The organism is Flavobacterium aestivum, assembly GCF_026870175.2.
Lineage (GTDB): Bacteria > Bacteroidota > Bacteroidia > Flavobacteriales > Flavobacteriaceae > Flavobacterium > Flavobacterium aestivum.
This window is the reverse complement of sequence record NZ_CP113977.2, coordinates 1,792,642-1,809,152: the sequence shown is the minus strand read 5'-3', so window position 1 is coordinate 1,809,152 and position 16,511 is coordinate 1,792,642. Positions and strand designations below refer to the sequence as shown.

General features: G+C 33.9%; 13 protein-coding genes. 1 reads left to right on the top strand and 12 read right to left on the bottom strand.

Going from position 1 to position 16,511, the window contains the following annotated elements; genetic code table 11:
- Window positions 1-579: 579 nt before the first annotated feature.
- On the top strand, window positions 580-2,169 hold the full coding sequence (locus OZP08_RS07970; RefSeq protein WP_281323411.1) for a peptide chain release factor 3: 1,590 nt from the start codon (window positions 580-582) through the stop codon (window positions 2,167-2,169).
- Between the two features lie 84 nt (window positions 2,170-2,253).
- Here OZP08_RS07970 and OZP08_RS07965 read toward each other — a convergent pair whose 3' ends face one another.
- The 12 genes from OZP08_RS07965 to rplK form a co-directional block, all read right to left on the bottom strand.
- Window positions 2,254-2,610 (bottom strand): hypothetical protein, encoded by a 357-nt coding sequence (locus OZP08_RS07965; protein ID WP_268849080.1) that lies wholly within the window; start codon window positions 2,608-2,610, stop codon window positions 2,254-2,256.
- 235 nt (window positions 2,611-2,845) lie between these two features.
- Complete coding sequence (locus OZP08_RS07960; protein WP_268849079.1) at window positions 2,846-3,202, bottom strand: hypothetical protein; 357 nt, start codon at window positions 3,200-3,202, stop codon at window positions 2,846-2,848.
- Between the two features lie 234 nt (window positions 3,203-3,436).
- On the bottom strand, window positions 3,437-3,793 hold the full coding sequence (locus OZP08_RS07955; RefSeq protein WP_268849078.1) for a hypothetical protein: 357 nt from the start codon (window positions 3,791-3,793) through the stop codon (window positions 3,437-3,439).
- A 234-nt stretch (window positions 3,794-4,027) separates the two neighbouring features.
- Window positions 4,028-4,384, bottom strand: a complete 357-nt coding sequence (locus OZP08_RS07950; RefSeq protein ID WP_268849077.1) for a hypothetical protein — start codon at window positions 4,382-4,384, stop codon at window positions 4,028-4,030.
- 234 nt (window positions 4,385-4,618) lie between these two features.
- Complete coding sequence (locus tag OZP08_RS07945) at window positions 4,619-4,975, bottom strand: hypothetical protein (RefSeq protein ID WP_268849077.1); 357 nt, start codon at window positions 4,973-4,975, stop codon at window positions 4,619-4,621.
- A 217-nt stretch (window positions 4,976-5,192) separates the two neighbouring features.
- Window positions 5,193-5,501, bottom strand: coding sequence for a DUF3467 domain-containing protein (locus tag OZP08_RS07940; RefSeq protein WP_268849462.1), 309 nt, complete (start codon window positions 5,499-5,501; stop codon window positions 5,193-5,195).
- Window positions 5,502-5,654: 153 nt separating this feature from the next.
- On the bottom strand, window positions 5,655-9,962 hold the full coding sequence (rpoC, locus tag OZP08_RS07935) for a DNA-directed RNA polymerase subunit beta' (RefSeq protein WP_268849461.1): 4,308 nt from the start codon (window positions 9,960-9,962) through the stop codon (window positions 5,655-5,657).
- A gap of 300 nt (window positions 9,963-10,262) precedes the next feature.
- Window positions 10,263-14,075 (bottom strand): DNA-directed RNA polymerase subunit beta, encoded by a 3,813-nt coding sequence (rpoB, locus tag OZP08_RS07930; RefSeq protein WP_281323410.1) that lies wholly within the window; start codon window positions 14,073-14,075, stop codon window positions 10,263-10,265.
- A 277-nt stretch (window positions 14,076-14,352) separates the two neighbouring features.
- The gene (gene rplL / locus OZP08_RS07925) at window positions 14,353-14,724 is read right to left on the bottom strand and encodes a 50S ribosomal protein L7/L12 (RefSeq protein WP_268849076.1); all 372 of its coding nucleotides are present in this window, start codon (window positions 14,722-14,724) and stop codon (window positions 14,353-14,355) included.
- A 91-nt stretch (window positions 14,725-14,815) separates the two neighbouring features.
- Window positions 14,816-15,316 (bottom strand): 50S ribosomal protein L10, encoded by a 501-nt coding sequence (rplJ, locus tag OZP08_RS07920; RefSeq protein ID WP_268849075.1) that lies wholly within the window; start codon window positions 15,314-15,316, stop codon window positions 14,816-14,818.
- 22 nt (window positions 15,317-15,338) lie between these two features.
- Window positions 15,339-16,028: a 50S ribosomal protein L1 gene (rplA, locus tag OZP08_RS07915; protein ID WP_268849074.1), complete on the bottom strand. Its 690-nt coding sequence runs from the start codon at window positions 16,026-16,028 to the stop codon at window positions 15,339-15,341.
- 13 nt (window positions 16,029-16,041) lie between these two features.
- Window positions 16,042-16,479, bottom strand: coding sequence for a 50S ribosomal protein L11 (rplK, locus tag OZP08_RS07910; protein WP_035639405.1), 438 nt, complete (start codon window positions 16,477-16,479; stop codon window positions 16,042-16,044).
- Window positions 16,480-16,511 lie beyond the last annotated feature (32 nt).

Sequence of the window (16,511 nt, the reverse complement as noted above, 5' to 3'; positions counted from 1 at the left end):
TTTAAACAACTTACTTTTCTTACGATATTGATGGGTAAAAAAAGTAAGAAGAGTTTGCTCACCAACGGAATTAATAGGAACAATCCCAAACCGCAAACATACTGTTCTACAAACACATCAATCAGCCCTAGATTAGCATAAAATGATGTTAAATTATCACGTATGTCAATTTTTTTTCGTATTTGTAAGAATACAATTGCTTATAAGAAAAGTTCATTAAAAACGACAATTAGTTTATGTCATTTTTATCTCTTCAAAAGAATCGTTTCTAAACCAATTCATTAAAACAATAATAGAGGTAGTTTCTAAAAAACTAAAGATTGTCATAAATAGCCAAGTTCTAGACTTCTAATACAAAATATAAACTCAAACAACTTGCTATTTTTTGCTTGTTTTTAAATAAATTGGGTGGTGGGTAAAATATTATACGACGATGACTTCACATATCAGTTCACTATTGCAATTTTCAACTGACTCAACAACAATCAAAACATAAAATATCAATATCACAAACAATAAACATAAACGAATTTATTCTTTCATTTATAAATAGTACTTTTGCAAACTATTTACATAAATATGAGTTTTTTAAAAGAAATACAACGAAGAAGAACATTTGGTATCATTTCACATCCCGATGCCGGAAAAACAACACTAACTGAAAAATTACTTCTTTTTGGAGGTGCTATTCAAGAGGCTGGTGCAGTAAAAAACAATAAAATAAAAAAAGGAGCTACGAGCGATTTCATGGAAATTGAACGTCAGAGAGGGATATCTGTTTCTACTTCTGTTCTAGCTTTCAACTACAAAGAGAAAAAAATAAACATCCTGGACACACCTGGTCACAAGGATTTTGCCGAAGATACTTTTAGAACCTTAACTGCCGTAGACAGCGTTATCGTAGTCATTGACGTTGCAAAAGGAGTCGAAGAACAAACGGAAAAACTCGTTGCAGTATGTAGAATGCGAAAAATTCCTATCATTGTTTTTATCAATAAATTAGACCGTGAAGGAAAAGACGCTTTTGATCTAATGGATGAGGTAGAACAAAAACTTGGACTTACCGTTACTCCATTAAGCTTTCCTATAGGAATGGGTTATGACTTTCAAGGAATTTACAATCTTTGGGAACAAAACATTAATTTATTTAGTGGTGACAGCCGAAAAAACATAGAAGAAACCATTGCATTTTCTGATGTACAAAATCCTGAATTAGAAAAAATAATTGGTCAAAAACCTGCTAATCGTTTACGCGAGGAATTGGAATTAATAGACGAAGTCTATCCAAAATTTGATCGTCAAGAATATCTTGATGGTAAATTACAACCTGTGTTTTTTGGTTCAGCTTTGAATAATTTTGGAGTTAGAGAATTATTGGATTGCTTTGTTACCATTGCACCATCTCCTAGACCCAAAGATTCTGAAACTAGACTAGTAGATCCAAAAGAAACAAAAATGTCTGGATTTGTATTTAAAATCCATGCCAACATGGATCCAAAACACAGAGACCGACTTGCATTCATAAAAATTGTTTCTGGAACTTTCGAAAGAAACAAACCGTATTACCATGTTCGCCAAAAAAAGAACTTAAAATTTTCTAGTCCAAATGCTTTCTTTGCCGAAAAGAAAGAAATTGTAGATATCTCCTATCCTGGTGACATTGTAGGATTACACGATACCGGAAATTTCAAAATTGGTGATACCTTAACCGAAGGTGAAATCATGAGTTTCAAAGGAATTCCGAGTTTCTCTCCTGAACACTTTAGATACATCAATAATGCCGATCCGATGAAAGCCAAACAGCTTGACAAAGGAGTAGATCAATTAATGGATGAAGGTGTTGCTCAGTTATTTACCTTAGAAATGAACAACAGAAAAGTGATTGGAACTGTAGGAGCATTACAATACGAAGTAATTCAATACCGTTTGGAACATGAATATGGCGCTAAATGTACATATGAAAACTTCCCGGTTCACAAAGCATGTTGGGTAAAACCAGATGATGCCAAAAATGAAGAATTCAAAGAGTTCAAACGAATCAAACAAAAATTCTTAGCTAAGGACAAATACAATCAATTGGTTTTTCTTGCTGATTCAGATTTTACTATTCAAATGACGCAAAACAAATATCCAAGTGTAAAATTATTTTTCACTTCTGAATTTGATTAATCAAAGTTACTTTATTTAATTTCAATGAAAAAGCCAACTAAAAAGTTGGCTTTTTTATTGTGAATTAATTTAACCTTATATAATCTAACATATTTTTGAATTCATAGTTTTTTTCAAAAGCGTTTTCATTAACAAATGATTAGGTGCTATCCCTGTAGAAATAATTTGGTTTTTAGTATACACTCCTTCGTTTGTTTTACTAGGAGCAACTTTTGTTCCCATAAACCAAAGTATAAAATTGGTGTTAGAGTTTAAATTAACAGAAGTTGAAACTTTTACTGGTAATTCGTCTGTAGCAACACTAGAAACTTTAGCAGGTACGTTTGAATCTGAACTATTAAATGATACTTGAGCAAATCCTGAAAAACCAACAAACATAAACATAACTAAGAAGAATATCCCTCTGCTGTTAGTGTTATATTTATTGAAAAAAGTTTTCATGACCCTTATTTTTAAAGACGGAAGACGTTCACATCTTATTACGGGTACTAAACTAATTCTATAAATATCGAAAGAAAAAAATACTCGTTTAACTGTCCGGAAACTCGTTTAAGTACAAAATCAAGGAAACCACAACAACTAAATCATACCATAAAACTTGCAGCCAGAAAACCAATAGACACAAAAAAAACCTCTCAAATCGAGAGGCTTTTCTGTGACTTGATTTTATGTAAACCTAACAAACTTTTGAATTCATAGTTTTTTTCAAAAGTGTTTTCATTAACAAATGATTAGGTGCTATTCCTGTAGAAATAATTTGGTTTTTAGTATACATTCCTTCGTTTGTTTTACTAGGAGCAACTTTTGTTCCCATAAACCAAAGTATAAAATTAGTATTAGAGTTTAAATTAACAGAAGTTGAAACTTTTACTGGTAATTCATCTGTAGCAACACTAGAAACTTTAGCTGGTACGTTTGAATCTGAACTATTAAATGATACTTGAGCAGATCCTGAAAAACCAACAAACATAAACATAACTAGGAAGAATATCCCTCTGCTGTTAGTGTTATATTTATTGAAAAAAGTTTTCATGACCCTTATTTTTAAAGACGGAAGACGTTCACATCTTATTACGGCTACTAAACTAATTCTATAAATATCGAAAGAAAAAAATACTCGTTTAACTGTCCGGAAACTCGTTTAAGTACAAATTCAAGAGAATCACAACAACTAAATCATACCATAAAACTTGCAGTCAGAAAACCAATAAACACAAAAAAACCTCCCGAATCGAGAGGCTTTTCTGTGACTTGATTTTATGTAAACCTAACAAACTTTTGAATTCATAGTTTTTTTCAAAAGTGTTTTCATTAACAAATGATTAGGTGCTATTCCTGTAGAAATAATTTGGTTTTTAGTATACACTCCTTCTTTTGTTTTACTAGGAGCAACTTTTGTTCCCATAAACCAAAGTATAAAATTGGTATTAGAGTTTAAATTAACAGAAGTTGAAACTTTTACTGGTAATTCATCTGTAGCAACACTAGAAACTTTAGCTGGTACGTTTAATTCTGAACTATTAAATGATACTTGAGCAGATCCTGAAAAACCAACAAACATAAACATAACTAGGAAGAATATCCCTCTGTTATTAGTGTTATATTTATTGAAAAAAGTTTTCATGACCCTTATTTTTAAAGACGGAAGACGTTCACATCTTATTACGGGTACTAAACTAATTCTATAAATATCGAAAGAAAAAAATACTCGTTTAACTGTCCGGAAACTCGTTTAAGTACAAAATCAAGGAAACCACAACAACTAAATCATACCATAAAACTTGCAGTCAGAAAACTAATAAACACAAAAAAACCTCCCGAATCAAGAGGCTTTTCTTTGACTTGATTTTATGTAAACCTAACAAACTTTTGAATTCATAGTTTTTTTCAAAAGTGTTTTCATTAACAAGTGATTAGGAGCTATTCCAGTAGAAATGATTTGGTTTTTAGTATACATTCCTTCGTTTGTTTTAGTAGGACCAACTTTTGTTCCCATAAACCAAAGTATAAAATTAGTGTTAGAGTTTAAATTAACAGAAGTTGAAACTTTTACTGGTAATTCGTCAGTAGCAACACTAGAAACTTTAGCTGGCACACTTAAATCTGAACTATTAAATGATACTTGAGCAGATCCTGAAAAACCAACAAACATAAACACAACTAGGAAGAATATCCCTCTGCTGTTAGTGTTATATTTATTGAAAAAAGTTTTCATGACCCTTATTTTTAAAGACGGAAGACGTTCACATCTTATTACGGGTACTAAACTAATTCTATAAATATCGAAAGAAAAAAATACTCGTTTAACTGTCCGGAAACTCGTTTAAGTACAAAATCAAGGAAACCACAACAACTAAATCATACCATAAAACTTGCAGTCAGAAAACTAATAAACACAAAAAAACCTCCCGAATCAAGAGGCTTTTCTTTGACTTGATTTTATGTAAACCTAACAAACTTTTGAATTCATAGTTTTTTTCAAAAGTGTTTTCATTAACAAGTGATTAGGAGCTATTCCAGTAGAAATGATTTGGTTTTTAGTATACATTCCTTCGTTTGTTTTAGTAGGACCAACTTTTGTTCCCATAAACCAAAGTATAAAATTAGTGTTAGAGTTTAAATTAACAGAAGTTGAAACTTTTACTGGTAATTCGTCAGTAGCAACACTAGAAACTTTAGCTGGCACACTTAAATCTGAACTATTAAATGATACTTGAGCAGATCCTGAAAAACCAACAAACATAAACACAACTAGGAAGAATATCCCTCTGCTGTTAGTGTTATATTTATTGAAAAAAGTTTTCATGACCCTTATTTTTAAAGACGGAAGACGTTCACATCTTATTACGGGTACTAAACTAATTCTATAAATATCGAAAGAAAAAAATACTCGTTTAACTGTCCGGAAACTCGTTTAAGTACAAATTCAAGGGAATCACAACGATTAAATCATACTATAAAATTTGCAATCAGAAAACCAATAAACACAAAAAAAAAGCCTCTCAAAATAGAGAGGCTCTTAATTATGCTTGACCTGTTGGCCCAAAGTTAAGTGGAATTGACGGCTGTTCAACATCTTTTATTTCACCATGAGTGGCTTCAAAACGATGAATATTTTCTCCAATTGCTTTCAATAATCTTTTGGCATGTTGTGGTGTCAAAATAATTCTTGATTTCACTTTAGCCTTAGGAACACCTGGCATAATACATACAAAATCTAAAACAAACTCCGATGAAGAATGATTGATAATTGCTAAATTAGAATAAATCCCTTCAGCAACTTTTTCATCTAACTCAATATTAATTTGTTCTTGTTGATTAGAATTATTCATATCAAAAATATTAATTGTTTTTTTTTAAAAGAAATATAAAATTCAAACACATCTTAATTGACTCTTGTAACTAATCTATGCTGAACCGTTTTATAGAGCAATATATTTCCAATTTTCTCTCCGCCTAAACGGAGAGAGTTTCTTTGGAAAGAATTAATAAATGTATTCCTCTTTATTTGCCATCATATCATTGTAATCTTCTCTAGAACCTACAATTGTATTGTCATATTCTCTCATACCAGTTCCGGCAGGAATTCTGTGACCTACAATTACATTTTCTTTCAATCCTTCTAGTAAATCAATTTTACCTGCAACTGCAGCTTCGTTTAATACTTTTGTTGTTTCTTGGAAAGAAGCAGCAGAGATAAATGATTTAGTTTGAAGAGATGCTCTTGTAATTCCTTGTAATACTGGAGTAGCCGTTGCAGTAATAACATCACGAGCAACAACAAGATTCTTATCTGTACGTTTTAACAATGAATTTTCATCACGTAATTGACGAGGCGTAATAATTTGCCCTGGTTTAAGCGTACTAGAATCTCCAGCATCTTCAACCACCTTCATTCCGTAAAGGTTATCATTTTGAACGATAAAATCTTTAGTATGAATCAATTGATCTTCAAGGAACAATGTATCTCCCGGATCTTCAACTCTTACTTTACGCATCATTTGACGTATTACTACTTCAAAGTGTTTATCGTTAATTTTTACCCCTTGTAAACGGTATACCTCTTGAATTTCATTAACCAAGTACTGTTGAACAGCAGCTGGTCCTTGGATTCTTAAAATATCATCTGGAGTAATAGCTCCATCTGACAATGGTACACCCGCTCTTACGAAGTCATTTTCTTGAACTAGAATTTGACTTGATAATTTAACCAAGTATTTTCTAACATCACCAAATTTAGACTCAATAACGATCTCACGGTTACCTCTTTTAATTTTTCCAAAAGAAACAACACCATCAATCTCAGAAACTACAGCTGGGTTAGAAGGATTACGAGCTTCTAACAACTCAGTAATTCTAGGTAAACCTCCTGTAATATCCCCAGATTTAGAAGAACGACGTGGAATTTTCACCAATACTTTACCTGCTTTAATTTTCTCACCATTTTCAACCATCAAGTGAGCTCCAACTGGTAAGTTATAAGAACGAATTAATTCTCCTTCTTTACCGTAAACTAATAAGGTAGGTATTAATTTTTTAGATCTTGATTCAGAAATTACTTTTTCTTGGAAACCAGTTTGCTCATCAATTTCAACCATGAATGATTGTCCTTGCTCTAAATCTTCGTAAGCAATTTTACCAGTAAACTCAGAAACGATAACTCCATTATATGGATCCCATTTACAGATTACTTCTCCTTTTGCAACAGATTGACCATCTCCAACAAAAATACTAGAACCGTAAGGAATATTATGTGTACTTAATAAAATACCTGTTTTTTCGTCAATTAATTTCAATTCAGTTGAACGAGAAACAACAATATCTACTGCATTACCTTCACTATCTTCACCTTTAACAGTTTTTAAATCTTCGATATCTAGTTTACCTGCAAAACGAGTAATAATACTAGAATCCTCAGAAATTCCTCCCGCAACCCCTCCAACGTGGAATGTACGTAATGTTAACTGTGTACCTGGCTCTCCAATAGATTGAGCTGCAATTACACCAACTGCTTCTCCTCTTTGTGTCATTTTTCCAGTAGCTAAATTTCTACCGTAACATTTAGCACAAATACCTTTTGTAGCTTCACAAACTAAAGGTGAACGCACTTCAACTTTCTCAACTGGAGAAGCTTCAATTGCTTTCATTAATACTTCAGTAATTTGCTCACCAGATTTAACTAAAACCTCACTAGTTAAAGGATTAATTACGTCTTGCAATGCAACACGTCCTAAAATTCTTTCTCCAAGTGATTCAACAATTTCCTCATTTTTCTTCAATGCAGAAACTTCAACACCTCTAAGAGTACCACAGTCCTCAATGTTAACAATAACATCTTGAGAAACGTCATGTAATCTTCTAGTAAGGTATCCAGCATCCGCCGTTTTAAGAGCGGTATCCGCAAGACCTTTACGAGCACCGTGAGTAGAGATAAAGTACTCAAGGATCGAAAGACCTTCCTTAAAGTTAGAAAGAATCGGGTTTTCAATAATCTCACCACCACCAGCAGTAGATTTTTTAGGCTTAGCCATCAAACCACGCATACCAGTTAACTGACGAATCTGCTCTTTAGAACCCCTCGCTCCAGAATCAAGCATCATATACACTGAGTTGAAACCTTGTTGGTCTTCTCTAATGTTTTTCATTGCTAACTCTGTTAATTGAGCATTTGCTGAAGTCCATACGTCAATAACTTGGTTGTAACGCTCGTTATTGGTAATAAGACCCATGTTATAATTCGCAGAAATACCTTCAACTTGATCTCTGGCATCTGCAATTAATTTTGGTTTTTGATCTGGAATTCTAATATCACCTAGAGAGAATGACAATCCTCCTTTGAAAGCGAATTTATAACCCATATCTTTCATATTGTCCAAGAAAGCTGCTGTAGTAGGTACATCTGTCGAACTCAATACGTGTCCGATAATATCTCTTAAGTTTTTCTTAGTCAATACATCATTGATATATCCAGCTGCTTCTGGTACTACTTCATTAAATAATACACGTCCTGCAGTAGTTTGGATGATTTGGTAAACTAATTCACCATTTTCATTGAAATCTTTCGCTCTAATTTTCACTTGAGCATTCAATTCCAAACGACCTTCGTTCAATGCAATATTTACCTCTTCTGCAGAGTAGAAAGTAATTCCTTGTCCTAAAATAGTTTTCTCTGGTGTAGACAAACGTTCCTTGGTCATATAGTAAAGACCAAGTACCATGTCCTGAGAAGGTACCGTAATTGGCGCACCATTCGCAGGGTTCAAGATATTGTGTGAAGCCAACATTAACAATTGTGCTTCCAAAATAGCCTCTGGTCCTAATGGCAAGTGAACCGCCATTTGATCCCCATCAAAATCCGCGTTGAACGCCGTACATACTAATGGGTGCAATTGGATTGCTTTTCCTTCAATTAATTTTGGTTGGAAAGCTTGAATACCTAATCTGTGCAAAGTAGGAGCACGGTTCAATAATACTGGATGTCCTTTGATTACATTCTCAAGAATATCCCATACAACTGGCTCTTTTTTGTCAATTATTTTCTTAGCTGATTTTACAGTTTTTACAATTCCTCTTTCTATCAATTTACGGATAACAAAAGGTTTGTATAATTCAGCTGCCATATCTTTTGGCAAACCACATTCAAACAATTTCAACTCAGGACCTACAACAATTACCGAACGAGCAGAATAATCCACACGTTTTCCAAGTAAGTTTTGACGGAAACGTCCTTGTTTACCTTTTAATGAATCAGATAATGATTTCAAAGGTCTGTTTGATTCAGTTTTTACTGCAGATGCTTTACGAGTATTATCGAAAAGTGAATCTACAGATTCTTGCAACATACGTTTTTCGTTACGAAGGATTACTTCAGGAGCTTTAATCTCGATTAATCTTTTCAAACGGTTGTTACGGATGATTACACGGCGGTATAAATCATTCAAATCCGAAGTTGCAAAACGTCCACCATCAAGTGGCACAAGAGGACGTAATTCTGGTGGTATAACAGGAACCACTTTCATAATCATCCATTCTGGACGATTTTCTCTGTTCAGATTAGACTCACGGAAAGACTCAACTACTTGTAATCTTTTTAATGCTTCTGTTTTACGTTGTTTTGATGTTTCGTTATTCGCTTTGTGTCTCAAATCATATGATAATTCATCAAGATCAATACGAGCTAATAAATCCATAATACACTCTGCTCCCATTTTGGCAACAAATTTATTAGGATCAAAATCATCAAGATATTGGTTGTCAGCAGGAAGTGTATCTAATATATTCAAATACTCTTCTTCTGTCAAGAAATCTAATCTTTGCACTGATTCACCATCAGCATTTTTAGCAATACCAGCTTGAATTACTACGTATCTTTCGTAGTAGATAATCATATCTAATTTCTTAGATGGAAGACCAAGGATATAACCAATTTTGTTTGGAAGAGAACGGAAATACCAGATATGAGCAATAGGCACAACAAGGTTGATGTGTCCTACTCTATCACGACGTACTTTTTTCTCAGTAACTTCAACACCACAACGGTCGCAGATGATACCTTTGTAACGAATTCTTTTATATTTACCACAAGCACATTCGAAATCCTTAACTGGTCCGAAGATTCTTTCGCAGAAAAGTCCGTCACGCTCTGGTTTGTGAGTTCTATAGTTGATTGTCTCTGGCTTTAAAACCTCTCCTCTTGATTCTTTCAAGATAGATTCTGGTGAAGCCAATCCAATTGAGATTTTATTAAATCTTTTAACTGGATTCTTATCTTTATTATTTCTATTATTCATCATAGTTTTTACTATTGATTTATTTGCAATTAAAAAATTGATTTTCATTTAAGTCGAAAGTTTGAAAGTCAAAAGTCGAAAGCCATTTCTGGACTTTAAGACTTTAAGACATTTAACTTTAGACTAAAAACACTACCTCGGTTTACTTCTCTAAACCTCAAACTCATATTTGAAGTGCTAGTTATATAATGCAACACATTTATATAAAAAATCGGAACGGGTTACGGGTATAAATCTTTAAAAACTTATTATAAATGAGTAATCAGTCCCATTAAAAAACGGGACCGATTACAAAACTTTTTTTTATTCCTCTAAACGAAGATCAAGTCCAAGACCTTTCAATTCATGCATTAATACATTGAATGATTCTGGTAATCCTGGTTCTGGCATAGATTCACCCTTAACGATTGCTTCGTAAGTTTTAGCTCTACCAATAACATCATCAGACTTCACAGTCAAGATTTCTCTAAGTGTACTAGATGCTCCATAAGCTTCAAGTGCCCAAACCTCCATCTCTCCAAAACGTTGTCCTCCAAATTGCGCTTTACCTCCTAATGGTTGTTGCGTAATTAATGAGTATGGTCCGATAGAACGTGCGTGCATCTTATCATCAACCATGTGTCCAAGTTTCAACATATAGATAACACCTACTGTTGCAGCTTGGTGGAAACGTTCTCCTGTACCACCATCATAAAGATGTGTATGTCCAAAACGTGGTACACCAGCTTCATCAGTCAAAGCATTGATTTCCTCAAGAGAAGCTCCGTCAAAAATTGGTGTAGCAAATTTTCTACCCAAATTCATACCAGCCCATCCAAGTACCGTCTCATAAATCTGACCGATGTTCATACGTGAAGGTACCCCAAGTGGGTTCAACACGATATCAACCGGAGTTCCGTCCTCTAAGAAAGGCATATCTTCATGACGAACTATACGAGCAACAATACCTTTGTTTCCGTGACGTCCCGCCATTTTATCCCCAACTTTCAACTTACGTTTTTTGGCAATATATACTTTAGCTAATTTCAAAATTCCTGATGGCAATTCATCTCCAACAGTAATAGTGAACTTCTCTCTACGTAAAGCCCCTTGTAAGTCGTTCAATTTAATTTTATAGTTATGAATTAAATCATTAACCATTTTATTAGTTACATCATCTGCAACCCATTGACCTTTACTTAAGTGAGCGAAATCTTCAACAGCATAAAGCATTTTTTGAGTATATTTTTTACCTTTTGGTAAAACTTCTTCACCCAAATCATTCATTACACCTTGAGAAGTTTTTCCGTTTACAATATTGAAAAGTTTCTCAATCAATCTATCTTTAAGCTCAACAAACTTAACTTCAAACTCCATTTCAAGTGCTCCTAAAGCATCTTTATCTTGAGTACGTTTACGTTTATCTTTTACAGCTCTTGCGAATAATTTTTTATCTAAAACTACACCATGTAAAGAAGGAGAAGCTTTTAATGAAGCATCTTTCACATCACCTGCTTTATCTCCGAAGATTGCACGAAGCAATTTCTCTTCCGGAGTAGGATCTGATTCTCCTTTTGGAGTAATTTTTCCGATAAGAATGTCACCAGGTTTAACCTCGGCTCCAATTCTAATCATACCATTTTCATCTAAATCTTTAGTAGCTTCTTCAGAAACGTTTGGTATATCATTCGTTAATTCTTCGTTACCTAATTTAGTATCTCTAACTTCTAATGAATAATCATCAACGTGAATAGAGGTAAAAATATCGTCACGAACTACTTTTTCAGAAATTACAATCGCATCCTCGAAGTTATACCCTTTCCATGGCATGAACGCTACTTTTAGGTTACGACCTAAAGCTAATTCTCCATTTTGAGTAGCATATCCTTCAGACAATACTTGACCAAGAACAACTCTATCACCTTTTCTAACGATAGGTTTCAAGTTGATACTTGTTCCTTGATTGGTTTTTCTAAATTTAATTAAATTATATGTTTTCTCATCAGATTCAAAACTTACCATTCTTTCTTCTTCAGAACGATCGTATTTGATAGTGATGATATTAGCATCAACATATTCTACAACTCCAGGACCCTCAGCGTTAATTAAAACTCTAGAATCTGAAGCCACTTGACGCTCTAAACCAGTTCCAACGATTGGTGCTTCAGGACGTATCAATGGTACAGCCTGACGCATCATGTTTGATCCCATCAATGCTCTATTCGCATCATCATGCTCCAAGAAAGGAATCAAAGAAGCTGAAATAGAAGCAATTTGGTTTGGAGCAACGTCAGCATAATCCACTTTTGATGGATCAATAACTGGGAAATCCCCTTCTTGACGTGCAATTACATTATCAGCAGTAATTTTTCCAGACTCATCCATTTCGATGTTGGCCTGTGAAATCATCATACCTTCTTCTTCTTCAGCACTCAAATAAATAGGAGTTGCATCTAAATCAACCACACCATTAGAAACTTTACGGTAAGGTGTTTCAATGAAACCCATTCCGTTTACTTTAGCATAAACTCCAAGAGAAGAAATCAAACCAATGTTTGGTCCCTCAGGAGTTTCAATTGGACATAAACGTCCGTAATGCGTATAGTGAACGTCACGTACCTCAAATCCGGCTCTCTCTCTCGAAAGACCACCTGGCCCAAGTGCAGATAATCTTCTTTTGTGTGTAATCTCAGCTAATGGATTCGTTTGATCCATAAATTGAGACAACTGGTTGGTTCCAAAGAAAGAGTTGATAACAGATGATAATGTTTTAGCATTAATCAAATCTATTGGTGTAAACACCTCGTTATCTCTAACGTTCATACGCTCTCTAATAGTTCTAGCCATACGAGCTAAACCTACACCAAATTGTTGAGACAATTGTTCACCTACTGTTCTCACACGACGGTTTGATAAGTGGTCAATATCATCAATATCTGCTTTTGCATTTATTAACTCAATTAAGTACTTAACAATAGTTATGATATCTTCTTTGGTAAGCACTTGCTTTTCCATTGGAGTATCTAAACCTAATTTTTTGTTTATTCTATAACGACCTACTTCACCTAAGTTATAACGTTGATCAGAGAAGAATAATTTATCTATAATACCACGAGCAGTTTCTTCATCAGGCGGTTCTGCATTACGCAATTGTCTGTAGATATGCTCAACAGCTTCTTTTTCAGAGTTTGTTGGATCTTTTTGTAGCGTGTTATGAATGATTGAATAATCAACAAGATTATTGTCTTCTTTATGCAACAAAATAGATTTAACGTTTGAATCGATGATTTCTTCAACATTATCTTTGTCGATAATAGTATCTCTATCAAGGATTATTTCGTTACGCTCAATAGAAACAACTTCGCCAGTATCTTCATCAACGAAATCTTCGTGCCATGTATTCAAAACACGTGCAGCTAATTTTCTACCAATATATTTTTTAAGTCCAGTTTTAGAAACTTTAATTTCTTCAGCTAAGTCGAAAATCTCAAGGATGTCCTTATCTCTTTCGAAACCAATTGCACGGAATAAAGTAGTAACTGGTAATTTTTTCTTTCTATCGATATAAGCATACATTACGCTATTGATATCAGTAGAAAATTCTATCCAAGAACCTTTAAAAGGAATAACTCTCGCAGAATATAATTTTGTTCCATTTGCATGGAATGACTGTCCAAAGAAAACACCAGGTGAACGGTGCAATTGTGAAACTACAACTCGCTCAGCTCCATTGATAACAAAAGTACCACTTGGTGTCATGTAAGGTATTGTTCCAAGATAAACGTCTTGTACAATAGTTTCAAAATCTTCGTGTTCAGGATCTGTACAATATAGTTTCAACCTTGCTTTTAAAGGCACACTATAAGTAAGACCTCTTTCTATACATTCTTGAATGGTATAACGTGGTGGATCTACAAAATAATCAAGGAATTCCAATACAAAGTTATTTCTTGTATCTGTAATAGGGAAGTTTTCCATGAAGGTGTTGTATAACCCTTCGTCGCCTCTTTCGTCTGATTTAGTTTCTAATTGAAAAAAATCTTTAAACGATTTTACCTGAACATCAAGGAAGTCTGGATAATCAGGGATGTTTTTAGTGGAGGCAAAATTCAATCTTTCAGTCTGATTTGTTATCATCAATGGACAAAATTTTGATTAAAAAAAAGTAATTTTTGTGTGTAAAACACTGTTCAATTTATAAAACAATCTATACTTTCTTTTTATAATCGATACATCTTTAAAAACAAACAAATTAAAACTTTGTAAATTTTCTTTCTTCGTATTGATTAAAAACCTTTTCGTATTCTAAACTATTTTATAATAAAACTTGATATAATTTTATTATACGAAAAATGGTTTAGACCGTTGGACGCTTTCGTCCAAGGTCTAAACCTACTTTTAAACTGGCGTTTTGTTATTTTAACTCAACAACAGCTCCAGCTTCTTCTAAAGATTTTTTAAGACCTTCAGCCTCTTCTTTAGTTACACCTTCTTTAACGTTACTTGGAGCGCTATCAACTACATCTTTAGCTTCTTTCAAACCTAAACCTGTAAGTTCTTTAACTAATTTTACTACAGCTAATTTAGAAGCTCCTGCATCTTTCAATACAACTGTAAATTCTGTTTGAGCTTCTTCTTGAGAACCTTCACCACCACCAGCAGCAACTACTACAGCTGCAGCAGCTGGTTCGATACCGTACTCATCTTTTAATATTGTTGCTAATTCGTTAACTTCTTTTACTGTAAGGTTAACTAATTGCTCTGCGAATTGTTTCAAATCTGCCATTTTTTCTATCTTTTAAAATGATTTGTAAAAATATAATTTATTTATTGTGCGCTAATTCTAGCAACAAGGAGAAGCTCCTTGTCTTTGGTTATTAAGCTTCAGCCTCCTCGCTACCTGCGAATTGGTTTTGTAAAGCAGAAATAACTCTTTGAGCTGGTGATTGTAACAATCCAATGATTTCACCGATAAGCTCTTCTTTAGATTTAATTGTTGCCAATGTATCTAATTGATCATCTCCAATATAAATCTCAGAATTAATATAAGCACCTTTCAAAATAGGTTTTGCTGCTTTTTTTCTGAAATCTTTAATGATTTTTCCAGGAGCATTTGCGATATCAGCAATGAATATAGCACTGTTACCTGTCAATACAGAAGGTAAATCTCCATAATCATTATCTGAAGCTTCCATTGCTTTTGCAAGCAAAGTATTTTTTACTACCTCTAATTTAATACCTGCTTTAAAACAAGCTCTTCTCAAGTTTGAAGTTGTTTCTGCGTCTAACCCAGAAATATCAGATACATAAACAATGTTTGTACCAGCTAACTGTGCAGTTAAATCTTCAATCGCGATTGATTTTTCTTCTCTAGTCATACTAAAAATTATTAACTACCAATTATACTGCTTTAGGATCCAAAGCAATAGCTGGACTCATTGTGCTTGTAAGGTGAATACCTTTAATGTATGTACCTTTAGCAGCAGTTGGTTTAAGTTTGATTAATGTTTGAATAATTTCGTGTGCATTGTCAACAATTTGCTCAGCTCCAAAAGAAACTTTACCAATTCCTGCATGTACGATACCAGTTTTATCAACTTTAAAGTCAATTTTACCAGCTTTTACCTCAGCAACAGCTTTTGCAACATCCATAGTTACAGTTCCTGTTTTTGGGTTTGGCATTAAACCTCTAGGTCCTAAAATACGACCTAATGGACCTAATTTACCCATAACAGCTGGCATAGTGATGATAACATCAACATCAGTCCAACCGTCTTTAATTTTTTGAAGGTAATCATCAAGACCAACATAGTCTGCACCAGCTTCTTTAGCTTCCGCTTCTTTATCTGGAGTAACCAATGCCAATACTTTAACATCTTTACCTGTTCCGTGAGGTAATGTTACTACACCTCTCACCATTTGATTCGCTTTTCTTGGATCAACACCCAAACGAACTGCGATATCAACAGACTCATCAAATTTTGCAGAAGCAACAACTTTAATCAATGCAGCAGCATCTTTTAAAGAATATAATTTGTTCTTTTCAATTTTTGAAGCAGCCTCTTTTTGCTTTTTTGTCAATTTTGCCATGTCTTTCTCTTAATTAAAAAGGAGAATCTCCTGATACAGTTATACCCATAGATCTAGCTGTTCCAGCAATCATGCTCATAGCAGATTCGATTGTGAATGCATTTAAATCTACCATTTTATCTTCAGCAATTGCCTTGATAACATCCCAAGTAACGCTAGCTACTTTTTTACGATTTGGTTCACCAGATCCTGACTTTAGCTTTGCAGCTTCCAATAACTGGACAGCCGCTGGAGGAGTCTTAACAACAAAATCAAATGATTTGTCTTTGTACACAGTGATTTGCACTGGACAAATTTTGCCAGGTTTATCCTGAGTTCTAGCATTAAATTGCTTACAGAACTCCATGATGTTTACCCCAGCAGCTCCTAAAGCAGGTCCAACCGGTGGCGACGGGTTCGCAGCACCTCCCTTAACTTGTAGTTTAACTACCTTACTAATTTCTTTAGCCATTTTTAAAAAATTTAACACAACAATCTTGGAAG

Coding starts and splice junctions, on each gene's coding strand:
- OZP08_RS07970 (WP_281323411.1), top strand. CDS start 580: ATGAGTTTTTTAAAAGAAATACAACGAAGAAGAACATTTGGTATCATT.
- OZP08_RS07965 (WP_268849080.1), bottom strand. CDS start 2,610: ATGAAAACTTTTTTCAATAAATATAACACTAACAGCAGAGGGATATTC.
- OZP08_RS07960 (WP_268849079.1), bottom strand. CDS start 3,202: ATGAAAACTTTTTTCAATAAATATAACACTAACAGCAGAGGGATATTC.
- OZP08_RS07955 (WP_268849078.1), bottom strand. CDS start 3,793: ATGAAAACTTTTTTCAATAAATATAACACTAATAACAGAGGGATATTC.
- OZP08_RS07950 (WP_268849077.1), bottom strand. CDS start 4,384: ATGAAAACTTTTTTCAATAAATATAACACTAACAGCAGAGGGATATTC.
- OZP08_RS07945 (WP_268849077.1), bottom strand. CDS start 4,975: ATGAAAACTTTTTTCAATAAATATAACACTAACAGCAGAGGGATATTC.
- OZP08_RS07940 (WP_268849462.1), bottom strand. CDS start 5,501: ATGAATAATTCTAATCAACAAGAACAAATTAATATTGAGTTAGATGAA.
- rpoC (WP_268849461.1), bottom strand. CDS start 9,962: ATGATGAATAATAGAAATAATAAAGATAAGAATCCAGTTAAAAGATTT.
- rpoB (WP_281323410.1), bottom strand. CDS start 14,075: ATGATAACAAATCAGACTGAAAGATTGAATTTTGCCTCCACTAAAAAC.
- rplL (WP_268849076.1), bottom strand. CDS start 14,724: ATGGCAGATTTGAAACAATTCGCAGAGCAATTAGTTAACCTTACAGTA.
- rplJ (WP_268849075.1), bottom strand. CDS start 15,316: ATGACTAGAGAAGAAAAATCAATCGCGATTGAAGATTTAACTGCACAG.
- rplA (WP_268849074.1), bottom strand. CDS start 16,028: ATGGCAAAATTGACAAAAAAGCAAAAAGAGGCTGCTTCAAAAATTGAA.
- rplK (WP_035639405.1), bottom strand. CDS start 16,479: ATGGCTAAAGAAATTAGTAAGGTAGTTAAACTACAAGTTAAGGGAGGT.